Source organism: Kitasatospora herbaricolor, from assembly GCF_030813695.1.
Taxonomy (GTDB): Bacteria; Actinomycetota; Actinomycetes; order Streptomycetales; family Streptomycetaceae; genus Kitasatospora; species Kitasatospora herbaricolor.
Genome location: NZ_JAUSVA010000002.1, coordinates 3,029,035 through 3,046,531 on the forward strand (window position 1 = coordinate 3,029,035; position 17,497 = coordinate 3,046,531).

Here is a 17,497-nt window from a genome sequence, read left to right on the forward strand (position 1 = left end):
CTTCGCCTCGATGCATGCTTCGATGAGTTCTCCCACAGTGCGAGGCGGACATGACGACTGTTCAGCAATGGAGTGGCATTGAGGCACGCGCCCTCCGAAAGGCAAGTCGGCGCAGCGTGCGGGACTTCGCAGGGGACCTGGGCGTGGCAGTTCGCACTGTGTCGAACTGGGAGAAGCTCGGCGCCACGACGGTGCCTCGGGCAGACACTCAAGCCATCCTCGACACCGCGCTCGCGCGGTGCGACCCGGCGACGCACCTACGCTTCGAGTCGCTTCTGTCTGAGGGCAGCGGCCCAGCTCAATCTCAGCCGGACCCCGCAAACAGCCCACGATTGTGGGACTACGAGTCCTGGACCGAGGACATCGACCGCTCCGTGGCCGCGCTCAGTCGTCAGGACTTCAACTTCGCTGCCAGCCTGCTCGACAGGTGGCGAGGGCGCTGGCCGGCACGGGAACTCGACGAGAAGGGCCTATACCTGTATGCCCGCTCCACCACGCTGCTCGGGGACCTCCAGCGCGACAAAGGCGCTCTCGTCGGGCCTCTGTCAGCCTCGCACTCATACTCGGAATCGCACGCTCTCTTCACTCAGTTGGGCATCCCTCGCCGAGTCGCTCAACTGGACCTGTCGCTGGCAGTAGTATCCGAGATGTCCGGCAAGCTGGACCTGGCAGCAAAGCGGTACGAACATCTTGCCGTCGATGACCGACTGAGCCCACGCGATCGGGCCCGCGCACGGCTCTGGGTGGGCACAGCACTCAGCAAGAGCGGCGAGCATGACTACGCTGCAAGCGTCATGGAATCCGCGATCCGGGCGTTCGAGGGTCTCGGCGAGCCCGAGGATTGGTCGGTGGCACACCAGAAATTGGCATTGGCCCACCGAGGCGCCGGCAACCTCGAGACTGCCTCTCGCCTGATCGAGGTGGCGAGGAGCACGAGCGCGGGTGACTCGCCGATGCAGCGTGTACGCCTGACCACCGCCCACGGACACATCCTGCTGTCCGATCGGGCGACCGCCGGCGAGGGTCTGCATGTGCTGGACACGGCTGCACGGCAGGCCGCCCAGTACGGTATGAGCCACCAACTGAAGAGCATCGAGGGAATCAGACGGCAGTTCACACAGTCGCCACCAACCCTCGGCCCCGGGGTGACTGGAGAGCCAGGATGACGGAAACGCAGCAGTGCCGCATCACCGACCAGCAGTGGGCCGATGCCGCGTTGATCTGGGACTACCACCAGATGAAGCACGAATTGCGCCCTTGCGACGCCGCGATCGGCCTGGGCAGTCACGACTTCGGCGTGCCGACCTACGCCGCCGAGCTGTTCCACGCCAACCTCTTCACCACGCTCGTGTTCACCGGCGGACCCAACCCGACTCACCCTGAGCGCTTCCCCCGGGGCGAGGCGGCTCACTTCACCGAGCAGGCCGTCGCCCTGGGCGTTCCCGCCAACGCCGTACTGCAGGAGCCGACGGCGCGGAACACCGGCCAGAACATCCAGTTCTCCCGCGATTCGCTCGCTACGGCGGGGCTGGACGTCCGGTCGGTGATGCTCATCTCCATGCCCTACATGGAACGCCGGGCCTACGCGACGTGTCGCAGGCTTTGGCCGGAGGTCGAGGTGATTTGCGCGTCAGCACCCATGAGCCTGGACGACTACGTGGAGGCCATCGGCGATGACACCCTCGTCATCGACAATCTGGTGGGCGACCTGCAGCGGGTCATCGAGTACCCGCGGCTCGGTTTCGCCATCGAGCAGGACGTACCAGTGAGAGTGCGTGACGCCTACGGACGCCTCCTGGACGGCGGCTTCGACAGCCGTCTCCTCCGCTGAGCGGCTACCACAGGCCGCCTCGCTCGCCCTCATCCGCGCTGTACGGAAGGAATTCGAGAACCATGCAACGTGATTCGGCCATAGCTCCCTGACGCAAGAGCACATACAGCGGCGGGCAGAACGGCTGCGTGGAGGTCGCCGACGGCTACCCCGACCTCACGCCCGTCCGCGACTCCAAGAACCCTGACGGCCCGCCCTCCTCTTCCCCGCCGAGGCCTGGCAGGCCTTCGTCACCGCCACCGCCACCGGCGAGTTCACCGTGGCCTGAAAACTCCAGCCAGTGCCGACGGTTCGGCCACGGAGAGCGGCGGGTTCGCCGACCCGCGGTGGCGCCGACCACCTCAGACAGGCCCGATCCCGCGCGAACGCGGCGCCTCCCCGAGGGTGTGAGGTCCCGCCCCGGCCGGCTGGCCGGCAGGCCGTCGGCCGGGGCGGGTTCCGCGGTGCCGACGGGCCTGGCCACCGACCGGTGACCGGTTCGCACCGGCGCGCGGAGCCACCAGTTGACCACATCGACGGGCAGAACCCGGTAGGACGTCCCCGCCCGGTCGGCGGGCCCGGCGCAACCGCGGTCGGCGGAGGTCCGCCAGCGCGGAGCGGAGTCGTCCGGCAGGTCGGGGCTCGCGACGTGGAACGGCACTCCGAGGCGCTCCGCGAGCGCCTGCCCGACCGGGCTCGCCTCCGGCGCACCTCCGGCCACGGCGGGACGGCGCCGTTGAACAGGCGCAGGTCCCTCCCGCGCTGGAGGTGCGCCGGAGGCTCCGCCCGCAGCGGCAACCGGTCCGCCACGGGAACCCGGTGGCATGTACGCCGCCAACCTGCCACCATGCCCGGATGATCAACCTCGCCGACGAACTCGGCCACCTCGCGTACACCGTCACCGGTGACGGTCCGCCCGTCGTCCTCGTGCATGCCGGCATCGCCGACCACCGGATGTGGGACGCGGTCGTCCCCGCGCTCGCCGAGCGGTACACCGTCGTCCGGTACGACCTGCGCGGCTTCGGCGCATCCCCGGTGCCGAGCGGCGAGTTCGGCGAGACCGACGACCTGCTCCGGCTGCTGGACCACCTCGGCCACGAGCGGGTCCACCTGGTCGGGGCCTCCTGGGGCGGCCGGGTGTCGGTGGGCTTCACCCTCGCCCACCCCGAGCGGGTGCGGTCCCTCGCGCTGCTGGCCGCGCCGTGGCCGGGGTACGACTGGTCGGCGGACATGTTCGCCTACGACGAGGCGGAGACCAAGGCCCTGGCTGCCGGAGACCTGGACGCCGCCGTCCAGGTGAACCTGGACATGTGGCTGCGCGGGGCGACCCGCGGCTGGGAGGAGATCGACCCCGGGCTGACCGAGCGGCTCCGGAGGCCGGTACGGACGGCACTGGCCAACCAGGAGGCGGTGGGCGAACTGTCCCGGGGCGTCACGGGCAACGAGGTCGCCACGATCGGCGTCCCGGCCCTGGTCGGCATCGGCCTGCGCGACAACGCCGACTTCCAGGCCATCGCCGGCCGCTACGCCGCCGAGATCCCCGGCGCCGAGCTGGTCGAGTTCCCCGACGCGGCCCATCTGATCGCCGTGGAGTCGCCGGCCGAACTCACCGCCGCCCTGCGGCCGTTCCTCGACGCCCAGGGCTGACGGCCGGCCCGCCCCGGGCGCCGGCATCCGCCCGCCGGCGGCGGCCTACCGGGCGGCCAGCAGCGCCAGCCGCTCCCGGGTCTCCTCGCAGCGCGGGGTGTACACCACCATCCGGGAGCCGGCCCGGGGGCCGAGCCACAGGCCGGTGTAGTCGAAGCTGAGCAGACCGGCGCCGGGGACCAGGAAGCGCTTGACGCCGTTGCCGGGCCGCGCCACCTCGTGGCGCGCCCAGGCGGCCTCGAAGTCCGGGGAGGCCTGCCGGAGCCGGGCCACCAGGGCCTTCCAGGCGGGTTCGGCGCTGTGGTCCGCCATCGCGGAGCGGAACCGGGCCACCATGCCCTCGCGCTCGACCTCGACGTCCACCAGGACGTCCTGGAAGCGCGAGGGGGTGAAGGCCATCCAGAGCAGGTTCCGGTCCTCGAAGGGCTGCGCCTCGAGGTCCCCGGCCAGGTGGGTGTAGGCGTGGTTGTGGGCCAGGATGTCGTACCGGCTGTTCACCACGGCCGCGGGCATCGGCCCGAACTGGTCCAGCATCAGGCGGACCGCCGGAGTCACCGTGGCGCACTCCTGCACCGGCGAGGGGTCGTCCGCGCCGGCGAGGGCGAACAGGTGCGCCCGCTCGTTCCGGTCCAGCAGCAGCGCGCGGGCGACCGCGTCCAGGACCTGGACGGAGACCTGGATGGCCCGGCCCTGCTCCAGCCAGGTGTACCAGGTGACCCCGACGGCGGCGAGCTGCGCGACCTCCTCCCGGCGCAGGCCCGGGGTACGGCGGCGGCCGGTCACGGGCAGGCCGACCTGCTCGGGGGCGATCCGCTCGCGGCGGCTGCGCAGGAAGGCCGCCAGCTCGTGCCGGCGCGCCTCGGCAGGCGCCTCCACGGGTGCGGACCGGCCGCCGGCGCCGATGCCGGCAACGGGGTCGGCGGGTGCGGTGCTCAGGCTCATGGCACCAGCATGCACCTTCTCGCAGCCGGTTGCCAGGTACTTCCTATACCTGGATAAAGAGACTCTGGTACCAGGGTAGGCGGCGGCCGATCGTAGTAGTCGTGACCCAGCCACTAGAAGCAGTCAAGGCCCCCGCCACCCCGCACCCGGGACGATCGATCATCACCGCCACCGCTCCCGCCACCGGCTCCCGCGACACCGGCTCGACCGGCGCCGCGGCCGCCGGCGCCCCCACCCCGGGCGCCGGCACCCTCGGCACCGCCGGACTCGTCACCGTCCTGCTCGGCGCCTTCCTGCCGATGCTCGACTTCTTCATCGTCAACGTCGCCCTGCCCACCATCGACCACGACCTCGCCGCCGGCCCGGCCCTGCTGGAGCTGGTCGCCGCCGGGTACGGCATCGCCTTCGCCGTCCTGCTCGTCCTCGGCGGACGGCTCGGCGACATCTTCGGCCGCCGCCGGCTGTTCGTGATCGGCGCCGCCGCCTTCGCCCTCACCTCGCTCGCCTGCGGGCTGGCCCCCGGCGCCTGGACCCTGGTCGCCGCCCGCGCGGCCCAGGGCGCCTCGGCGGCGCTGCTGCTCCCGCAGGTGCTCGCCACCATCACCGCGGCCACCGGCGGCGCCCGCCGGGCCCGGGCGCTGAGCATCTACGGCGCGGCCGGCGGCCTCTCCGTGGTGATCGGCCAGGTGCTCGGCGGCATGCTGGTCGCCGCCGACCTCTTCGGCACCGGCTGGCGCTCGGTCTTCCTGCTCAACGTCCCGTTCGCGCTGCTCACCCTGGTGCTGGCGCTCCGCTACGTGCCGGAGAGCCGCTCCCCGCAGGCCGCCCGGGTGGACGTGCCGGGCACCGCCCTGCTGACGGCCTCGCTGCTGGCGCTGCTGGTGCCGCTGATGGAGGGCCGGGCGGTCGGCTGGCCGCTCTGGACCTGGCTGCTGCTCGCCCTGTTCCCCTTCCTGGTCGCCGCCTTCGTCCAGGTCGAGCGCCGCTCGGAGCGGGCCGGCGGCCTGCCGCTCGTCCCGCCGTCGCTGCTGCGGATCCCCGAGATGCGGCGGGGCCTGGGCATCGCGGTGCCGTACTTCGCCGGCTTCGGCGGCTTCATGTTCGTCGTCGCCGTCGCCCTCCAGCAGGGCCTGCGGCTGGGGCCGGTCGCGGCCGGCTGGGCCCTCGTGCCGATGGCCGTCGGGTACTTCGCCGCCTCGCTGTCCGGGCCGCGGCTGATCGGGCGCTTCGGCAGCCGGGTGCTGGCCGCCGGCGCGGTCGTCCAGGCCCTCGGACTGGCCACCCTCGCCACCACGGTGCTCACCGACTGGGCGCACTTCTCGCCGCTGCGGATGGCACCCGGCGTCGCCCTGGCCGGCATCGGGCAGGGCCTGATCGGGACCCCGCTGTTCCGGATCGTGCTCTCCAAGGTCCCGGCGGAGCGGGCGGGTGTCGGCAGCGGCGTACTGGCGACCGGTCAACAGTCCAGCCTGGCGCTCGGGGTGGCCACCCTCGGCACCCTCTACCTCGCGCTCTCCCCCTCGCTCGGCATGAGCCACGCGCTCGCCCTCGTACTGGGCATCCAACTGCTGGGCTCGTTCACCATCCTCGGCCTCAGCCTGCGGCTGCCGAGGGTGGTGGGGTGAGCGTACGGGCCCGCTCCCGTCCCCGGTGCCCCGGGGCGGGAGCGGCCTCGCGTCCGGGGGGCTGCGGCGCCGCGCCCCGGCCGCCCTTCGGCGGCCGTCGGCGGCCCGGCGGGTCACACCGCCTGCCGCACCTGCCGCATCAGGGTCGTGGCGGGCCTGCCAGGCGCTGCCGCCCTGCACCGCCCGGACGCTCGCGAACAGCCGGACGCCGGCCGGCTCGTGGCCGCGGACCCGCAGCGGCCGGAAGCCGCGGGCGGCCAGCCGGTCGAACTCGGCCTGGTGCTCCGCGGCGGTGGGGCCGCGCCGCCCCTGCCGTTCCGTCACGATCACCGGTCGGCTCCGGGTTGCTCGCCGCAGCGGGACGTCACCCAGGGTGGTGGATCGGCCACGCCCCGCCCCGTCCCCGGGGGCTCGCCCGGCCCGGAGCACGGCGCGCAGTGACCATCCGCGCCGCCCGGAAAACCCCGCGCCCCTCCCCCGCCGACGGTGCGAGGATGCCCCCATGACGATCAGCCGCCCCACCGCCCCCGCCGAGACCCGCGACCGCGAGGAGCTCACCGCCCTGGTGGCGGCCGGGGTCCGGCCGAAGTACCTGCTGTTCTGGGGTCACCGGCCGCAGCCCGGCGGCAGGATCGGCCCCGGGGCGCTGAGCCAGTGGTGGCCGTCGCCGTTCGTCGTCGACGGGGTGACCTACCCGACGGCCGAGCACTGGATGATGGCGGGCAAGGCGCGGATGTTCGGCGACGAGCAGATGGTGCCGCGGATCCTCAAGGCCCGCACGCCCGCGGAGGCCAAGGCGCTCGGGCGGCAGGTGACGGGCTTCGACGACCAGCGCTGGACGGCGGAGCGCTTCGAGCTGGTGGTCGCGGGCAGCGTCGCCAAGTTCGGGCAGGACCAGGCGCTGCGGTCGTACCTGCTGGACACCTCCCAGCGCGTCCTGGTGGAGGCCAGCCCGGTGGACCGGATCTGGGGCGTCGGGCTGGCCGCCGACCACGAGGACGTGACGAAGCCGGCCCGCTGGCGGGGGCTGAACCTGCTCGGCTTCGCCCTGATGGCGGCCCGCGCACGGCTCTCGGCGTGAGCGCCCGGTGCCCGCCCCGGTACCGCTGCTGATCGACGCCACCGTGCTGGCCTCCGTCCTGGCCGGCCTGCTCCTCGCCCCCGAGGTCCTGCGCGCGGCCCCCGGATCGCCCGCCCCGGCCGGCCCGGTGGCCCCGCCCCGCCGCCGGCCGCCCGGCACGGGCGCGGCCCTGGCCGTCGTGATCGCGCTGCTCACCCTCAACCAGGTGCTGGTCACCGTGTACGTGCTGCGCGAGCACGGCGGGGACACCTCCTTCATCACCCGCCACCTGCCCGCCGGGTGGTTCGCGCTCGCCGACGGGAACGCGCCGGTGCGGTGGCTCGCCGCGCACTGGCCCGCCCCTCGGCTGCTCGCGCCGTCGGTGCTGCGCGTCCCCGCGCTGCTGGAACTGCCCTTCGTCCTGCTGGCGTTCGCCACCGTGCTGCGGATGCTCGACCCCGGGCTGTACCGGCGGGCGGCCCGCTCGCCGCTCCTCCCGCTGGCCGCCGTCTCGTACACGGTGGCCTTCTGCGCCGTCGAGTGGCAGCTGCACAACCCGTACACCGTCGACGACATCCTGCTGCGGGTGCTCTCCGCCGCCCTGACGCCGCTGCTGATCCGCCGGCTCGCGGCCCGGGACGACGCCCCGGCGCCGCCGGCCGGCGCGGCCGGGCTGCTGCTGTTCGGCGTCGGCCTGTGGGCGGTCGGCCGCCTGGTGCTCGCCCTCTACGACACCGTGCTGCTGTACAACCTGGGCCGGCTCGGCGCCGAACTCCCGGCCGCGGCCGGGGCGGTGGCCGTGCTCGCCGCCGTGCACCGGGTCCGGGTCGCGCTGCCCGCGCGGGGAGCGCCGGCCGGGCCCGCGGTCTCGGCGATCGGGACGCTGCTGCGCCGGGGCCTGGTCCTCTTCCTGGTACCGGCGCTCGCCGTGCGCTACGGGACGGCGTTCGGGACGCCCGTGGTGGCGCTCGCCGGCGGACTGCTGGTCCTGCTCACGGCCGCGCTGCCCGCGCTGCGGGCGGGCGCGCCGGGCCGGCTCGCCCTCGCCGGCGCGGCCGGCCTCGCCGCCGCCCGGCCCGCGGCCCGCTGGGTGCCGGACGCGTACTACGAGGCCGGCCTGCTGCGCGCGGCCACCGCCTTCCTGCTGGCAGCCGTCGCCGCGGGCGCGCTGGCCGACCGTCTACAGGCCGACCGCGCGCCGGCCGACCGCCTCCTGGACGGCCCCGGCGCCGCCCGCCGGCCCCGGGCGGCACCTCACGCCGACCCTGTTCGTACACCGGACGGGCATTCCTCCCCGGACCGAAAACGAGCGGACTCACGGCCGTAACACGCCCGCCGTATCGCCCCGCCAGGATGACCGGCAACCAGGGTCGGGGCACGGTGGAGAGGTCGGGCGGGCGATGACGGTGCACCAGGAGAGCAGGACCCGCTCATCGGTGGGACAGGACGCCCGGGCGCTGCGGGCCGAACTCGACGAACTGCTGCGCGCCCGCCAGTACGCCACCCAGCGCGAACGCCGGCTCGGCGAAGCCGTCCGCGCGGTCAGCCTGCCCGGTCGTGACCACGGCTACGCCCAGCCCCAGCAGCAGCCCGACCCCGAACTGCTGCGCCAGCTCGACCACGCCCGGCAACTGCGCGAGTCCCTCGGCGCCCGCTGCCTGGAACTCAGCGAGCACCTGCTCACCGTCGAGGACCGGCTCCGGCGCCAGGACGAGGCGGCCGTACCGGCGCAGGCCGCCGCCCCCGAGCCCGCGCCGGCCCCGGCGCCCGAGCCCCGGCGCAAGCGACCGACCGGGGCGCGCTTCGGCGGCGCGTACGAGCAGGAGCCCGCCGCACCGCCCGCGCCGGCACCCCCGGCCGACACCCCGCCGACGGCCGCCGCACCGCGGGCCACGGGCGCCCGCTTCGGCGGCGGACGGGCCGCCCGGCAGACCGACCCGGACGACGCCGCCGCGGGCGGTCCGGCACCGGCCGAGGCCCGGACCGACGATGCCGGGCCGGCCGACCTCCACGCCCCGCCTGCCCCGGCCCCGCAGCCCCGCACCCCCGCCGAACTGGCCGGCCTCGCCGAACGGATCGCCGGCCTGCACCGGCGCGGCTCCGCCCAGGAGTCGGCCGCCCTGGTCGCCCAGGCCGCCGTCACCCTCGCCCCCGCCGACGTCGCCCGGCTCACCGCGCTGCTCCGCTCCGGCGGCCCGGCCGGCGCCGCCGCCTACCTCGCCCGGGCCGTCGCCCACGGGGCGCCGGGCCACGCCGCCGGGACCCTCGCCGAACTGCGCCGGGCGGCCCTGGTCAGCGAGGCGGCCGAGCTGTTCCACGCCCTCTGGGGCTACCCGGCCGCCGTCCTGCCCGAGCTGCTGGCCGCACTGGAACGCTCCGGCCAGGACGCGGACGGGCAGACCCTGCTCTGGGAATGGGGCTCCGCGCCGCCCGCCGACCTGGCCGCCCTGGCCGAGCGGCTGCACGCGGCCGGCCGGCCCGGCGACACCCGGACCCTGCTGCGCCAGGCCGCCGCCCGGCCCGGCCCGGAGATCTCCGCCTTGGCCGCCGCCCTGACCGAGCCGCTGGCCGGCGCCCTGCTGCGGGAGCTGGTGGCGTTGCGGCAGCCCGCCGAACTGGCGCAGGTCGGCGTGGCGCTGGCCGGCGACCCCGGCCGGTACGGCACGCTGCTGACCGCCGTCGCCGAGGGCGACCCGGGCCGCCGGCGAGCGGCCGAGGCGGCCCTGCGCGCGGCCGGCCTGGCGACCGAGCCGCCGGCGCCCCGCTCCCGCCGCTCCCGCCGCTGACCGGCGCCCCGCGGGCGGGTCCAGGACATACGAAGGCCCCCGTACGCCGCGATGGCGTACGGGGGCCGAAGCGTGCTGTCAGCAGCCGATCAGACGGCTCGCCAGGTAGGTCTTGACCTGGTCGAGCGAGACCCGCTCCTGCGCCATGGTGTCGCGGTCGCGGATGGTGACCGCGTTGTCCTCAAGGGTGTCGAAGTCGACCGTGACGCAGAACGGCGTACCGATCTCGTCCTGGCGGCGGTAGCGCTTGCCGATCGCGCCCGCGTCGTCGAACTCGACGTTCCACGCGGTGCGCAGGTCGGCGGCGAGGCCGCGGGCCTTGGGCGAGAGGTCGGCGTTGCGCGACAGCGGCAGCACCGCGACCTTGACCGGCGCCAGGCGCGGGTCAAGGCGCATGCCGACGCGCTTCTCCATGACGCCCTTGGCGTTGGGCGCCTCGTCCTCGAAGTAGGCGTCGAGCAGGAAGGCCAGCATCGCGCGGTTGAGGCCTGCCGCCGGCTCGATGACGTACGGGAAGTACCGCTCGCCGGACTCCTGGTCGAAGTACTTGAGGTCCTGGCCGGAGTGCTCGCTGTGCACCGTGAGGTCGTAGTCGGTGCGGTTGGCCACGCCCTCCAGCTCGGAGAACTCGGTGCCGCCGAAGTTGAAGCGGTACTCGATGTCCACCGTGCGCTTGGCGTAGTGCGAGAGCTTCTCCTTCGGGTGCTCGAAGAAGCGCATGTTCTCGGTCTTCATGCCGAGGCCGACGTACCAGTCCCAGCGCTGCTGGAGCCAGTACTCGTGCCACTCCTCGTCCTCGCCCGGCTTGACGAAGAACTCCATCTCCATCTGCTCGAACTCGCGGGTGCGGAAGATGAAGTTGCCGGGCGTGATCTCGTTGCGGAAGCTCTTGCCGGTCTGGGCGATGCCGAACGGCGGCTTCTTGCGCGAGGTCTGCTGGACGGCCTTGAAGTTGGTGAAGATGCCCTGCGCGGTCTCGGGGCGCAGGTAGGCCAGGCCGGAGGCCTCCTCGGTGACGCCGAGGTGGGTCTTCAGCATGCCCGAGAACTCCTTGGGCTCGGTGAAGGAGCCCTTGTTCCCGCAGTTGGGGCAGTTGAGGTCGGCGAGGCCGTTGGCCGGCAGCTTGCCGTGCTTGGCCTCGTACGCCTCCTCCAGGTGGTCCGCGCGGAACCGCTTGTGGCAGGAGAGGCACTCGGTCAGCGGGTCGTTGAACGTGGCGACGTGGCCGGAGGCCTCCCAGACCTCGCGGGCCAGGATCACCGACGAGTCGAGCCCGACGACGTCCTCCCGCGCGGTGACCATCGAACGCCACCACTGGCGCTTGATGTTCTCCTTGAGCTCGACACCCAGCGGTCCGTAGTCCCAGGCGGCGCGCTGGCCACCGTAGATCTCGCTGCAGGGGTAGACGAAGCCACGGCGCTTGCTCAGGCTGACGATCGTGTCGATCTTGTCGGCGGCCACAGTGCTCTCTTCAGTACGACGGCACGGTCAGGGCACGGCTGGTTGCTCGTACCCGAATACCTCAGGTTACCGGCCATACGGGTACCGGGTTCAAATCGGTATCGGCAGCGAGGCACCGGCCCGGTGACGACACGGCGCCGGAGCGGCCCGAACAGGTGTCCCCCGGACGGCCGGGTCCATTGACCCGAACGGGTGAGTTGACAATCATTTCCACATAAGATGAGAATGGTTGTCATGATGATCCTCCGACGCGCCCCCCGCTCCATAGCCCTGGCCGCCACGGCCGCGATCGGCGCCCTGGCCCTGTCCGCCTGCGGCGGCACCAGCAGCGCCAAGGGCTCGGACGGCAAGCTGGACGTCATCGCCTCCTTCTACCCGATGGAGTTCCTCGCCGCGCAGATCGGCGGCGAGCACGTGAGGATCACCGACCTCACCGCGGCCGGCGTCGAGCCGCACGAGCTGGAGCTCACCGCCAAGCAGGTCGGCGCGGTCCAGAAGGCCGACGCCGTGCTCTACCTCAAGGGCCTGCAGCCCACCGTCGACCAGGCCGTCGGCCAGTCCCACAGCAAGCACCTGGTGGACGCCGCCGCCGCCAGCCCGCTGGTCGACCACCACCTCGACGAGGGCACCGAGGAGGGCGGCGGCCACCACCACGAGGGCCCGGCCGGCGACCCGCACATCTGGCTCGACCCCACCCGCTACGCGGCGGTCGCCAGGAGCGTCGGCGCCGAGTTCGCCAAGGCCGACCCCGAGCACTCCGCGGAGTACACCCGGAACACCGACGACCTGGTGAACAAGCTCACCGCGCTGGACCAGCAGTTCCAGGACGGCCTGCGGAACGCGACCACCAGGACCTTCGTCACCAGCCACGCCGCCTTCGGCTACCTCGCCGAGCACTACGGCCTGACCCAGGTGGCCATCAACGGCGTCGACCCCGAGGCCGAACCCACCCCCGCCCGGCTCGCCGAGGTCCAGAAGGCCGCCCGCGACAACGGCGCCACCACCATCTTCTTCGAGACCCTGGTCAGCCCCAAGCTCGCCGACACCGTCGCCAAGGACCTCGGCCTGAAGACCGCCGTCCTCGACCCGCTCGAAGGCATCAAGCCCCCCACCGGGGGCGCGGCGGCCGACGACTACCTGACGATCATGAAGCAGAACCTCGCCAACCTGCAGGCCGCGCTCGGCGCCACCAGCTGACGGGACACCACACCCCATGCTCCAGAACAGCACCAAGGACGTCACACCCCCGACGGATCCCGACCCGGCACCGCTCCCCGGCACCCCGACGGCCGCCGCCCCCGCCGTCGTGCGCCTCACCGGCGCGGTCGCCTCGCTCGGCGGCCGCCCCGTCCTGCGCGGCGTGGACCTCACCGTCCGGCCCGGCGAGGTGGTCGCCCTGCTCGGCGCCAACGGCTCGGGCAAGTCCACCACCGTGAAGAGCGTGATCGGCGCCGTCCCGCTGGAGCGCGGCACCCTGGAGCTGTTCGGCACCGCGTACGCCAAGTTCCGTCAGTGGCACCGGATCGGCTACGTCCCGCAGCGCACCACCGCCGCCGGCGGCGTCCCCGCCACCGTCCGCGAGGTGGTCTCCACCGGCCGGCTCCCCCAGCACCGGCTGCTGCCGTTCCGCCGCAAGGACCGCGAGGCGGTCGACCGGGCCCTCGACGCCGTCGGCATGCTCGACCGCGCCCGCGACGGCGTCGCCGACCTCTCCGGCGGCCAGCAGCAGCGGGTGCTGATCGCCCGCGCCCTGGTCGGCTCCCCCGACCTGCTGATCATGGACGAGCCGATGGCCGGCGTGGACGCCGCCAGCCAGCAGGTGCTCGCCGACACCCTGCGCAGCGAGGTCGCCCGCGGCACCGCCGTCCTGCTGGTGCTGCACGAGCTGGGCCCGCTGGAGCCGCTGATCGACCGCGTGGTGCTGCTCCGGGACGGCTGCGTCGCCCACGACGGCCCGCCGGTGCCGAACACCGGCCTGCACGCGCTGCCCGGCCACGACCACGTCCACCCGCACGCGGACGACCACCACCTGACGAGCACCGGCCTGACGGGTACCGGGCTGACGACCACCCCGAGGCGGCCGGCATGACCGAGATGCTCTCCTACGACTTCATGCAGCGGGCCCTGCTCGCCGCCGTCCTGGTCGGCGTCACCGCGCCCGCGGTCGGGATCTACCTGGTGCAGCGGCGCCAGGCCCTGCTGGGCGACGGCATGGGACACGTCGCGATGACCGGCGTCGGCCTCGGCTTCATCTTCCAGACCAGCCCGGTCTGGATGGCCGTCCTGGTCTGCGTGCTCGGCGCGGTCGTCATGGAGCTGGTCCGCTCCCGCGGCAACCAGCGCGGCGACATCGCCCTCGCCATGCTCTTCTACGGCGGCATGGCCTGCGGCAAGCTGCTGGTCTCGCTCTCCGCCGAGGCCGGCTCGGGCAGCCTGGAGAGCTACCTCTGGGGCTCCATCCTCACCGTCGCCCCCGCCGACCTGCTCACCATCGCGATCCTCGGCGCCGTCGTCATCGCCGTCACCGTCGGCCTGCGCCGCCAGCTCTTCGCGATCTGCCAGGACGAGGAGTTCGCCCGGGTCACCGGCCTGCCGGTGCGCCTGCTGAACCTGCTGCTCGCGGTGATGGCCGCCGTCACGGTCACCGTGGCCATGCGGGTGGTCGGCCTGCTCCTGGTCAGCGCCCTGATGGTGGTCCCGGTGGTCGCCGCCCAGCAGCTCACCCGCTCCTTCGCCGCCACCCAGGCCGCCGCCATCGCGCTCGGCGTGGTGGTCTCGCTGGCCGGCGTGACCGGCTCCTACCAGGCGGACGTCCCCTCCGGCCCGGCCATCGTGCTGCTCGCCATCGTGGTCTTCGCCCTGTTCAGCGCCGTCTCCGGGCCACTCGCCCGACGCCGCCACCGGGCCCCGGCCGACCGCGGCCCCGAGGTCTGCGACGTGCGGCTGCCGGGCCAGGGCGGGGCCGAGGCGAACGCCTGCGCGCAGAGCGGCCCGACGAGCGGAGCGGGGCTGGCACAATGAGGTGCGAGACGCCCCCACCCCCAGGAGGACCCACGGTGACCACCGCAGGCCCGACGCCGCGCGCCCGATCGACCCGGCAGCGAGCCGCCGTCTCGGCGGCCCTGGACGAGATCGAGGACTTCCGCAGCGCGCAGGAGCTGCACGACATGCTCAAGCACCGGGGTGACTCGGTCGGCCTGACCACCGTGTACCGCACCCTGCAGTCGCTCGCCGACGCCGGCGAGGTCGACGTGCTGCGCACCGCCGACGGCGAGGCCGTCTACCGGCGCTGCAGCAGCGGGCACCACCACCACCTGGTGTGCCGTCACTGCGGAGCCACCGTCGAGGTCGAGGGCCCGGCGGTGGAGCGCTGGGCCAACGCCGTCGCCGCCGAGCACGGCTTCAGCGACATCGCGCACACGCTGGAGATCTTCGGCACCTGTGCGGACTGCGCCGCCAAGGCCTGAGCCGCACGCACCGAGGGCCCACGGGACGGATCCCGTGGGCCCTCGGCACGTCCGCGCGGACTCAGCGCTGGGTCGGCACCTCGGCGGCGGGCTCCCCCGTCACCTCGTTGGGCAGGGCGCCGCCGAACCGGCGGTCACGCATCGCGTACTGCTCGCAGGCCCGCCACAGGTCGCGGCGGTCGAAGTCCGGCCAGAGCACGTCCTGGAACACGAACTCGGCGTAGGCGGACTGCCAGAGCAGGAAGTTGGAGGTGCGCTGCTCGCCGCTGGGACGCAGGAAGAGGTCCACGTCCGGCATGTCCGGGTGGTACATGTACCTGGCGACGGTCTTCTCGTTGACCTTCTTCGGGTCCAGCTTGCCGGCCGCGACATCGGCCGCGATGGCCGCCGCCGCGTCGGCGACCTCGGCCCGGCCGCCGTAGTTGACGCACATGTAGAGCGTCACGGCGTCGTTGTCCTTGGTCTGCTCCTCGGCGACCTGCAGCTCCTGCACCACGCTCTTCCAGAGCTTGGGCATCCGGCCGGCCCAGCGGACCCGCACGCCCATCGCGTCCATCTCGTCGCGGCGGCGGTGGATGACGTCCCGGTTGAAGTTCATCAGGAACTTCACCTCCTCCGGGGACCGCTTCCAGTTCTCGGTGGAGAAGGCGTACAGCGAGATGTTCTTCACGCCCAGCTCGATGGCGCCCTTGAGGACGTCGAGCACGACGCTCTCGCCGACCTTGTGGCCCTCGGTGCGGGGCAGCCCGCGCTCCTTGGCCCAGCGGCCGTTCCCGTCCATCACGATGGCGACGTGGCCCGGCACCAGCTCGCCGGGGATCTTCGGCGGCCGGGCGCCGCTCGGGTGCGGGGTCGGGGGGAGGTAGTCCCTCTGCTTGCTTCCGCCGAAGAGCCGTCGCGCTGCCATGCTTACTTCTCCACGTATCTCATCGAGCGGATTCCCCGCTCCAGGTGCCACTGCAGATAGGCCGCGACCAGACCGCTGCCCTCCCGCCAGTACCGCGGCTCGCAGGCGTCGGCCGTCTGCCAGTCCCCTGACAGGAGCGAGCCGAGCAGTACCAGTGTCTCAGGGGAGGGTACGGCACAGCCAGGCACCCGGCAGTCCCCGCAGAGCACCCCGCCGGCCTGCAGCGAGAAGAACCGGTTGGGCCCTTCGAGTCCGCACTTCGCGCAGTCGGTGAAGCTCGCGCCGTACCCGTTGACGGCGAGCGAACGCAGCAGGAACGCGTCCAGCACCAGGTGCGACTCGTGCTGGCCGGCGGCGAGCGTCCGCAGTCCGCCCACCAGCAGCAGGTACTGCTGGACGGCCGGCTCGCCCTCGTTCTCGGCGAATCGTTCCGCCGTCTCCAGCATCGCCGTCCCGGCGGTGTAGCGGCCGTAGTCGGCGACGATCGGGCCGCCGTACGGCGCGATCGTCTCCACCTGGGTGCAGAGCGGCAGGCCACGGCCGATCAGGTCGCTGCCGCGGCTGAAGAACTGCACGTCCACGTGCGAGAACGGCTCCAGCCGGGCGCCGAACTTGGACTTGGTCTTGCGCACCCCGCGGGCGACGGCGCGGACCTTGCCGTGCCGCCGGGTGAGCAGGGTGATGATCCGGTCGGCCTCACCGAGCTTCTGCGCCCGGAGCACGACACCGTCGTCCCGGAACAGGCTCATGCCGCGGCCCCGCCGGTCCGCGCCGGACCACCGGGGGGCACGGCGCCGCCGGGGGGCGCGGAACGCCGCGGGGGCACGGGGCCGTCGAGGGGCGCGAGACTCTCGAACAGAGGGGGCATCCCTCCATTCTCGCGTACCGGCCGCGTGCTCCGGCCGCGTGCTCCGGGCGGGGCGGCGGGCGGCGGGCGCGGCATCGGGACGGCAGCCGTGATCCCGCACCGGGGTCCGTGGGGGGATGTCCGCCGGTACGGGTCGCGGCGGGCCCGAGGGGGGAGGTCGGGCCCTGCTCCGGGGCAGGGGGGAGGCCCCGGAGGCTCAGTGCGCGGCGCGGGTCGCCGCTTCCAGCAGGGTGGCGACCTGCTCCTCGCCGAGGCCCAGGCACCGGCCCACCTCGGTCAACGCCTCGCGCTCCTGCGGCAGGTACCGGCCGTCGGCCAGCGCGATCCAGGCGCCCTGGAGCAGCAGCCGCTCGCGGCCCTGCTGGGCGAGGTGCGGGGTGAGCGGTTCGAGCGCCGCGTGGAGTTCGATGGCCAGGCCGTCGGCCAGGCCGTGCGCCTGGTGGAGTTCGCCGCCCAGACCGGACAGCGCGGCCAGCGCGGCGAGCACCTGGGCCTCGCCGCAGTCCTCGAAGCCGGCGTCCTTGACCACCGCGCAGGCCGCCTCGCGGGCGCTGCGGCCGCCGGTGCCGCCGGCCGCGAGGACGGCCAGGGCGACGGTGTACTGGGCGTCGCGGAGCATCGCCGAGAGGCGGACGCCGGTGAGCTGTTCCAGGCTCTGCACGCCGTACCGGCCGTGGCAGGTGGTGCACTGGACGCTGCCGATCACCGGTCCCAGCGGGAGCACCGGCGTGCCGAGGAGACGCAGCCACCGCCGGCCGTGCTGCCGACGGTAGTTGCGGTCCCCGCCGCAGCCTGGGCAGAAGAAGTCACCGAGAACGTCAGTCCGCCACCGAGGACGGACACCCCACAACCCTGTCACGGCGCCACTCCCCAGACATGGCAGGCGGCCTGCACAACAATGGGCAGGTCACGCGACCGGACGCC

Annotated in this window: 17 protein-coding genes and 1 pseudogene; 12 read left to right on the forward strand and 6 right to left on the reverse strand. The window is 73.7% G+C overall.

Translation table 11 applies throughout. From position 1 onward, the window contains the following. Positions 1-50 precede the first annotated feature (50 nt). From J2S46_RS13590 to J2S46_RS13605, 4 genes are all read left to right on the forward strand, one after another. Positions 51-1,166, forward strand: coding sequence for a helix-turn-helix domain-containing protein (locus J2S46_RS13590; protein ID WP_191289201.1), 1,116 nt, complete (start codon positions 51-53; stop codon positions 1,164-1,166). Further along, positions 1,163-1,831 (forward strand): YdcF family protein, encoded by a 669-nt coding sequence (locus J2S46_RS13595; protein ID WP_191289202.1) that lies wholly within the window; start codon positions 1,163-1,165, stop codon positions 1,829-1,831. Before J2S46_RS13590 ends, J2S46_RS13595 begins: the two co-directional genes overlap by 4 nt. A gap of 128 nt (positions 1,832-1,959) precedes the next feature. Then, complete coding sequence (locus tag J2S46_RS40835) at positions 1,960-2,304, forward strand: hypothetical protein (protein ID WP_370882188.1); 345 nt, start codon at positions 1,960-1,962, stop codon at positions 2,302-2,304. Between the two features lie 361 nt (positions 2,305-2,665). Continuing rightward, positions 2,666-3,457, forward strand: a complete 792-nt coding sequence (locus tag J2S46_RS13605) for an alpha/beta fold hydrolase (RefSeq protein ID WP_191289203.1) — start codon at positions 2,666-2,668, stop codon at positions 3,455-3,457. Between the two features lie 45 nt (positions 3,458-3,502). On the opposite strand, the gene J2S46_RS13610 is transcribed toward J2S46_RS13605, so the two are convergent. Continuing rightward, a complete protein-coding gene (locus J2S46_RS13610; protein WP_191289204.1) occupies positions 3,503-4,399 on the reverse strand; it encodes a helix-turn-helix transcriptional regulator in 897 nt (298 codons plus the stop codon). Between the two features lie 299 nt (positions 4,400-4,698). Between J2S46_RS13610 and J2S46_RS13615 the strand changes: the two genes are divergently transcribed. Then, positions 4,699-6,024 (forward strand): MFS transporter, encoded by a 1,326-nt coding sequence (locus J2S46_RS13615; protein ID WP_229912580.1) that lies wholly within the window; start codon positions 4,699-4,701, stop codon positions 6,022-6,024. A 198-nt stretch (positions 6,025-6,222) separates the two neighbouring features. On the opposite strand, the pseudogene J2S46_RS40840 reads toward J2S46_RS13615, so the two are convergent. After that, positions 6,223-6,528: pseudogene (locus tag J2S46_RS40840) on the reverse strand (hypothetical protein); the annotation flags it as partial. Here J2S46_RS40840 and ybiA point away from each other — a divergent pair. The 3 genes from ybiA (at position 6,527) to J2S46_RS13630 (ending at position 9,870) form a co-directional block, all read left to right on the forward strand. Then, the gene (ybiA, locus tag J2S46_RS13620) at positions 6,527-7,105 is read left to right on the forward strand and encodes a riboflavin biosynthesis intermediates N-glycosidase (RefSeq protein ID WP_191289206.1); all 579 of its coding nucleotides are present in this window, start codon (positions 6,527-6,529) and stop codon (positions 7,103-7,105) included. The pseudogene J2S46_RS40840 and the gene ybiA sit on opposite strands and share 2 nt — an antisense overlap. A 7-nt stretch (positions 7,106-7,112) precedes the next feature. After that, positions 7,113-8,411 (forward strand): hypothetical protein, encoded by a 1,299-nt coding sequence (locus J2S46_RS13625; protein WP_191289207.1) that lies wholly within the window; start codon positions 7,113-7,115, stop codon positions 8,409-8,411. 73 nt (positions 8,412-8,484) lie between these two features. Further along, the gene (locus J2S46_RS13630) at positions 8,485-9,870 is read left to right on the forward strand and encodes a hypothetical protein (protein ID WP_191289208.1); all 1,386 of its coding nucleotides are present in this window, start codon (positions 8,485-8,487) and stop codon (positions 9,868-9,870) included. Positions 9,871-9,948: 78 nt separating this feature from the next. On the opposite strand, the gene J2S46_RS13635 is transcribed toward J2S46_RS13630, so the two are convergent. Beyond that, complete coding sequence (locus J2S46_RS13635) at positions 9,949-11,331, reverse strand: glycine--tRNA ligase (protein WP_073927614.1); 1,383 nt, start codon at positions 11,329-11,331, stop codon at positions 9,949-9,951. Between the two features lie 237 nt (positions 11,332-11,568). Here J2S46_RS13635 and J2S46_RS13640 point away from each other — a divergent pair, with 237 nt between their 5' ends. Genes J2S46_RS13640 through J2S46_RS13655 form a run of 4 tightly spaced genes read left to right on the forward strand, consistent with a single transcriptional unit; the run spans position 11,569 to position 14,798 of the window. Beyond that, positions 11,569-12,528: a metal ABC transporter solute-binding protein, Zn/Mn family gene (locus tag J2S46_RS13640; RefSeq protein WP_191289350.1), complete on the forward strand. Its 960-nt coding sequence runs from the start codon at positions 11,569-11,571 to the stop codon at positions 12,526-12,528. A 16-nt stretch (positions 12,529-12,544) separates the two neighbouring features. Continuing rightward, on the forward strand, positions 12,545-13,420 hold the full coding sequence (locus J2S46_RS13645) for a metal ABC transporter ATP-binding protein (protein WP_191289209.1): 876 nt from the start codon (positions 12,545-12,547) through the stop codon (positions 13,418-13,420). Then, positions 13,417-14,352: a metal ABC transporter permease gene (locus tag J2S46_RS13650; RefSeq protein WP_229912504.1), complete on the forward strand. Its 936-nt coding sequence runs from the start codon at positions 13,417-13,419 to the stop codon at positions 14,350-14,352. Before J2S46_RS13645 ends, J2S46_RS13650 begins: the two co-directional genes overlap by 4 nt. A 35-nt stretch (positions 14,353-14,387) precedes the next feature. Beyond that, entirely contained in the window at positions 14,388-14,798 is a 411-nt protein-coding gene (locus J2S46_RS13655) for a Fur family transcriptional regulator (protein WP_073927616.1), read from the forward strand. A 61-nt stretch (positions 14,799-14,859) separates the two neighbouring features. Here the strand turns inward: J2S46_RS13655 and J2S46_RS13660 are convergent, their stop codons facing one another. From J2S46_RS13660 to J2S46_RS13670, 3 genes are all read right to left on the reverse strand, one after another. Beyond that, the gene (locus tag J2S46_RS13660; RefSeq protein ID WP_191289210.1) at positions 14,860-15,705 is read right to left on the reverse strand and encodes an isoprenyl transferase; all 846 of its coding nucleotides are present in this window, start codon (positions 15,703-15,705) and stop codon (positions 14,860-14,862) included. Between the two features lie 2 nt (positions 15,706-15,707). Then, complete coding sequence (recO, locus tag J2S46_RS13665; RefSeq protein WP_073927618.1) at positions 15,708-16,454, reverse strand: DNA repair protein RecO; 747 nt, start codon at positions 16,452-16,454, stop codon at positions 15,708-15,710. Between the two features lie 315 nt (positions 16,455-16,769). After that, positions 16,770-17,432 carry a TerB family tellurite resistance protein gene (locus J2S46_RS13670; RefSeq protein WP_191289211.1) on the reverse strand — a complete coding sequence of 221 codons (663 nt, stop codon included), beginning with the start codon at positions 17,430-17,432 and terminating at the stop codon, positions 16,770-16,772. Between the last annotated feature and the right edge of the window lie 65 nt (positions 17,433-17,497).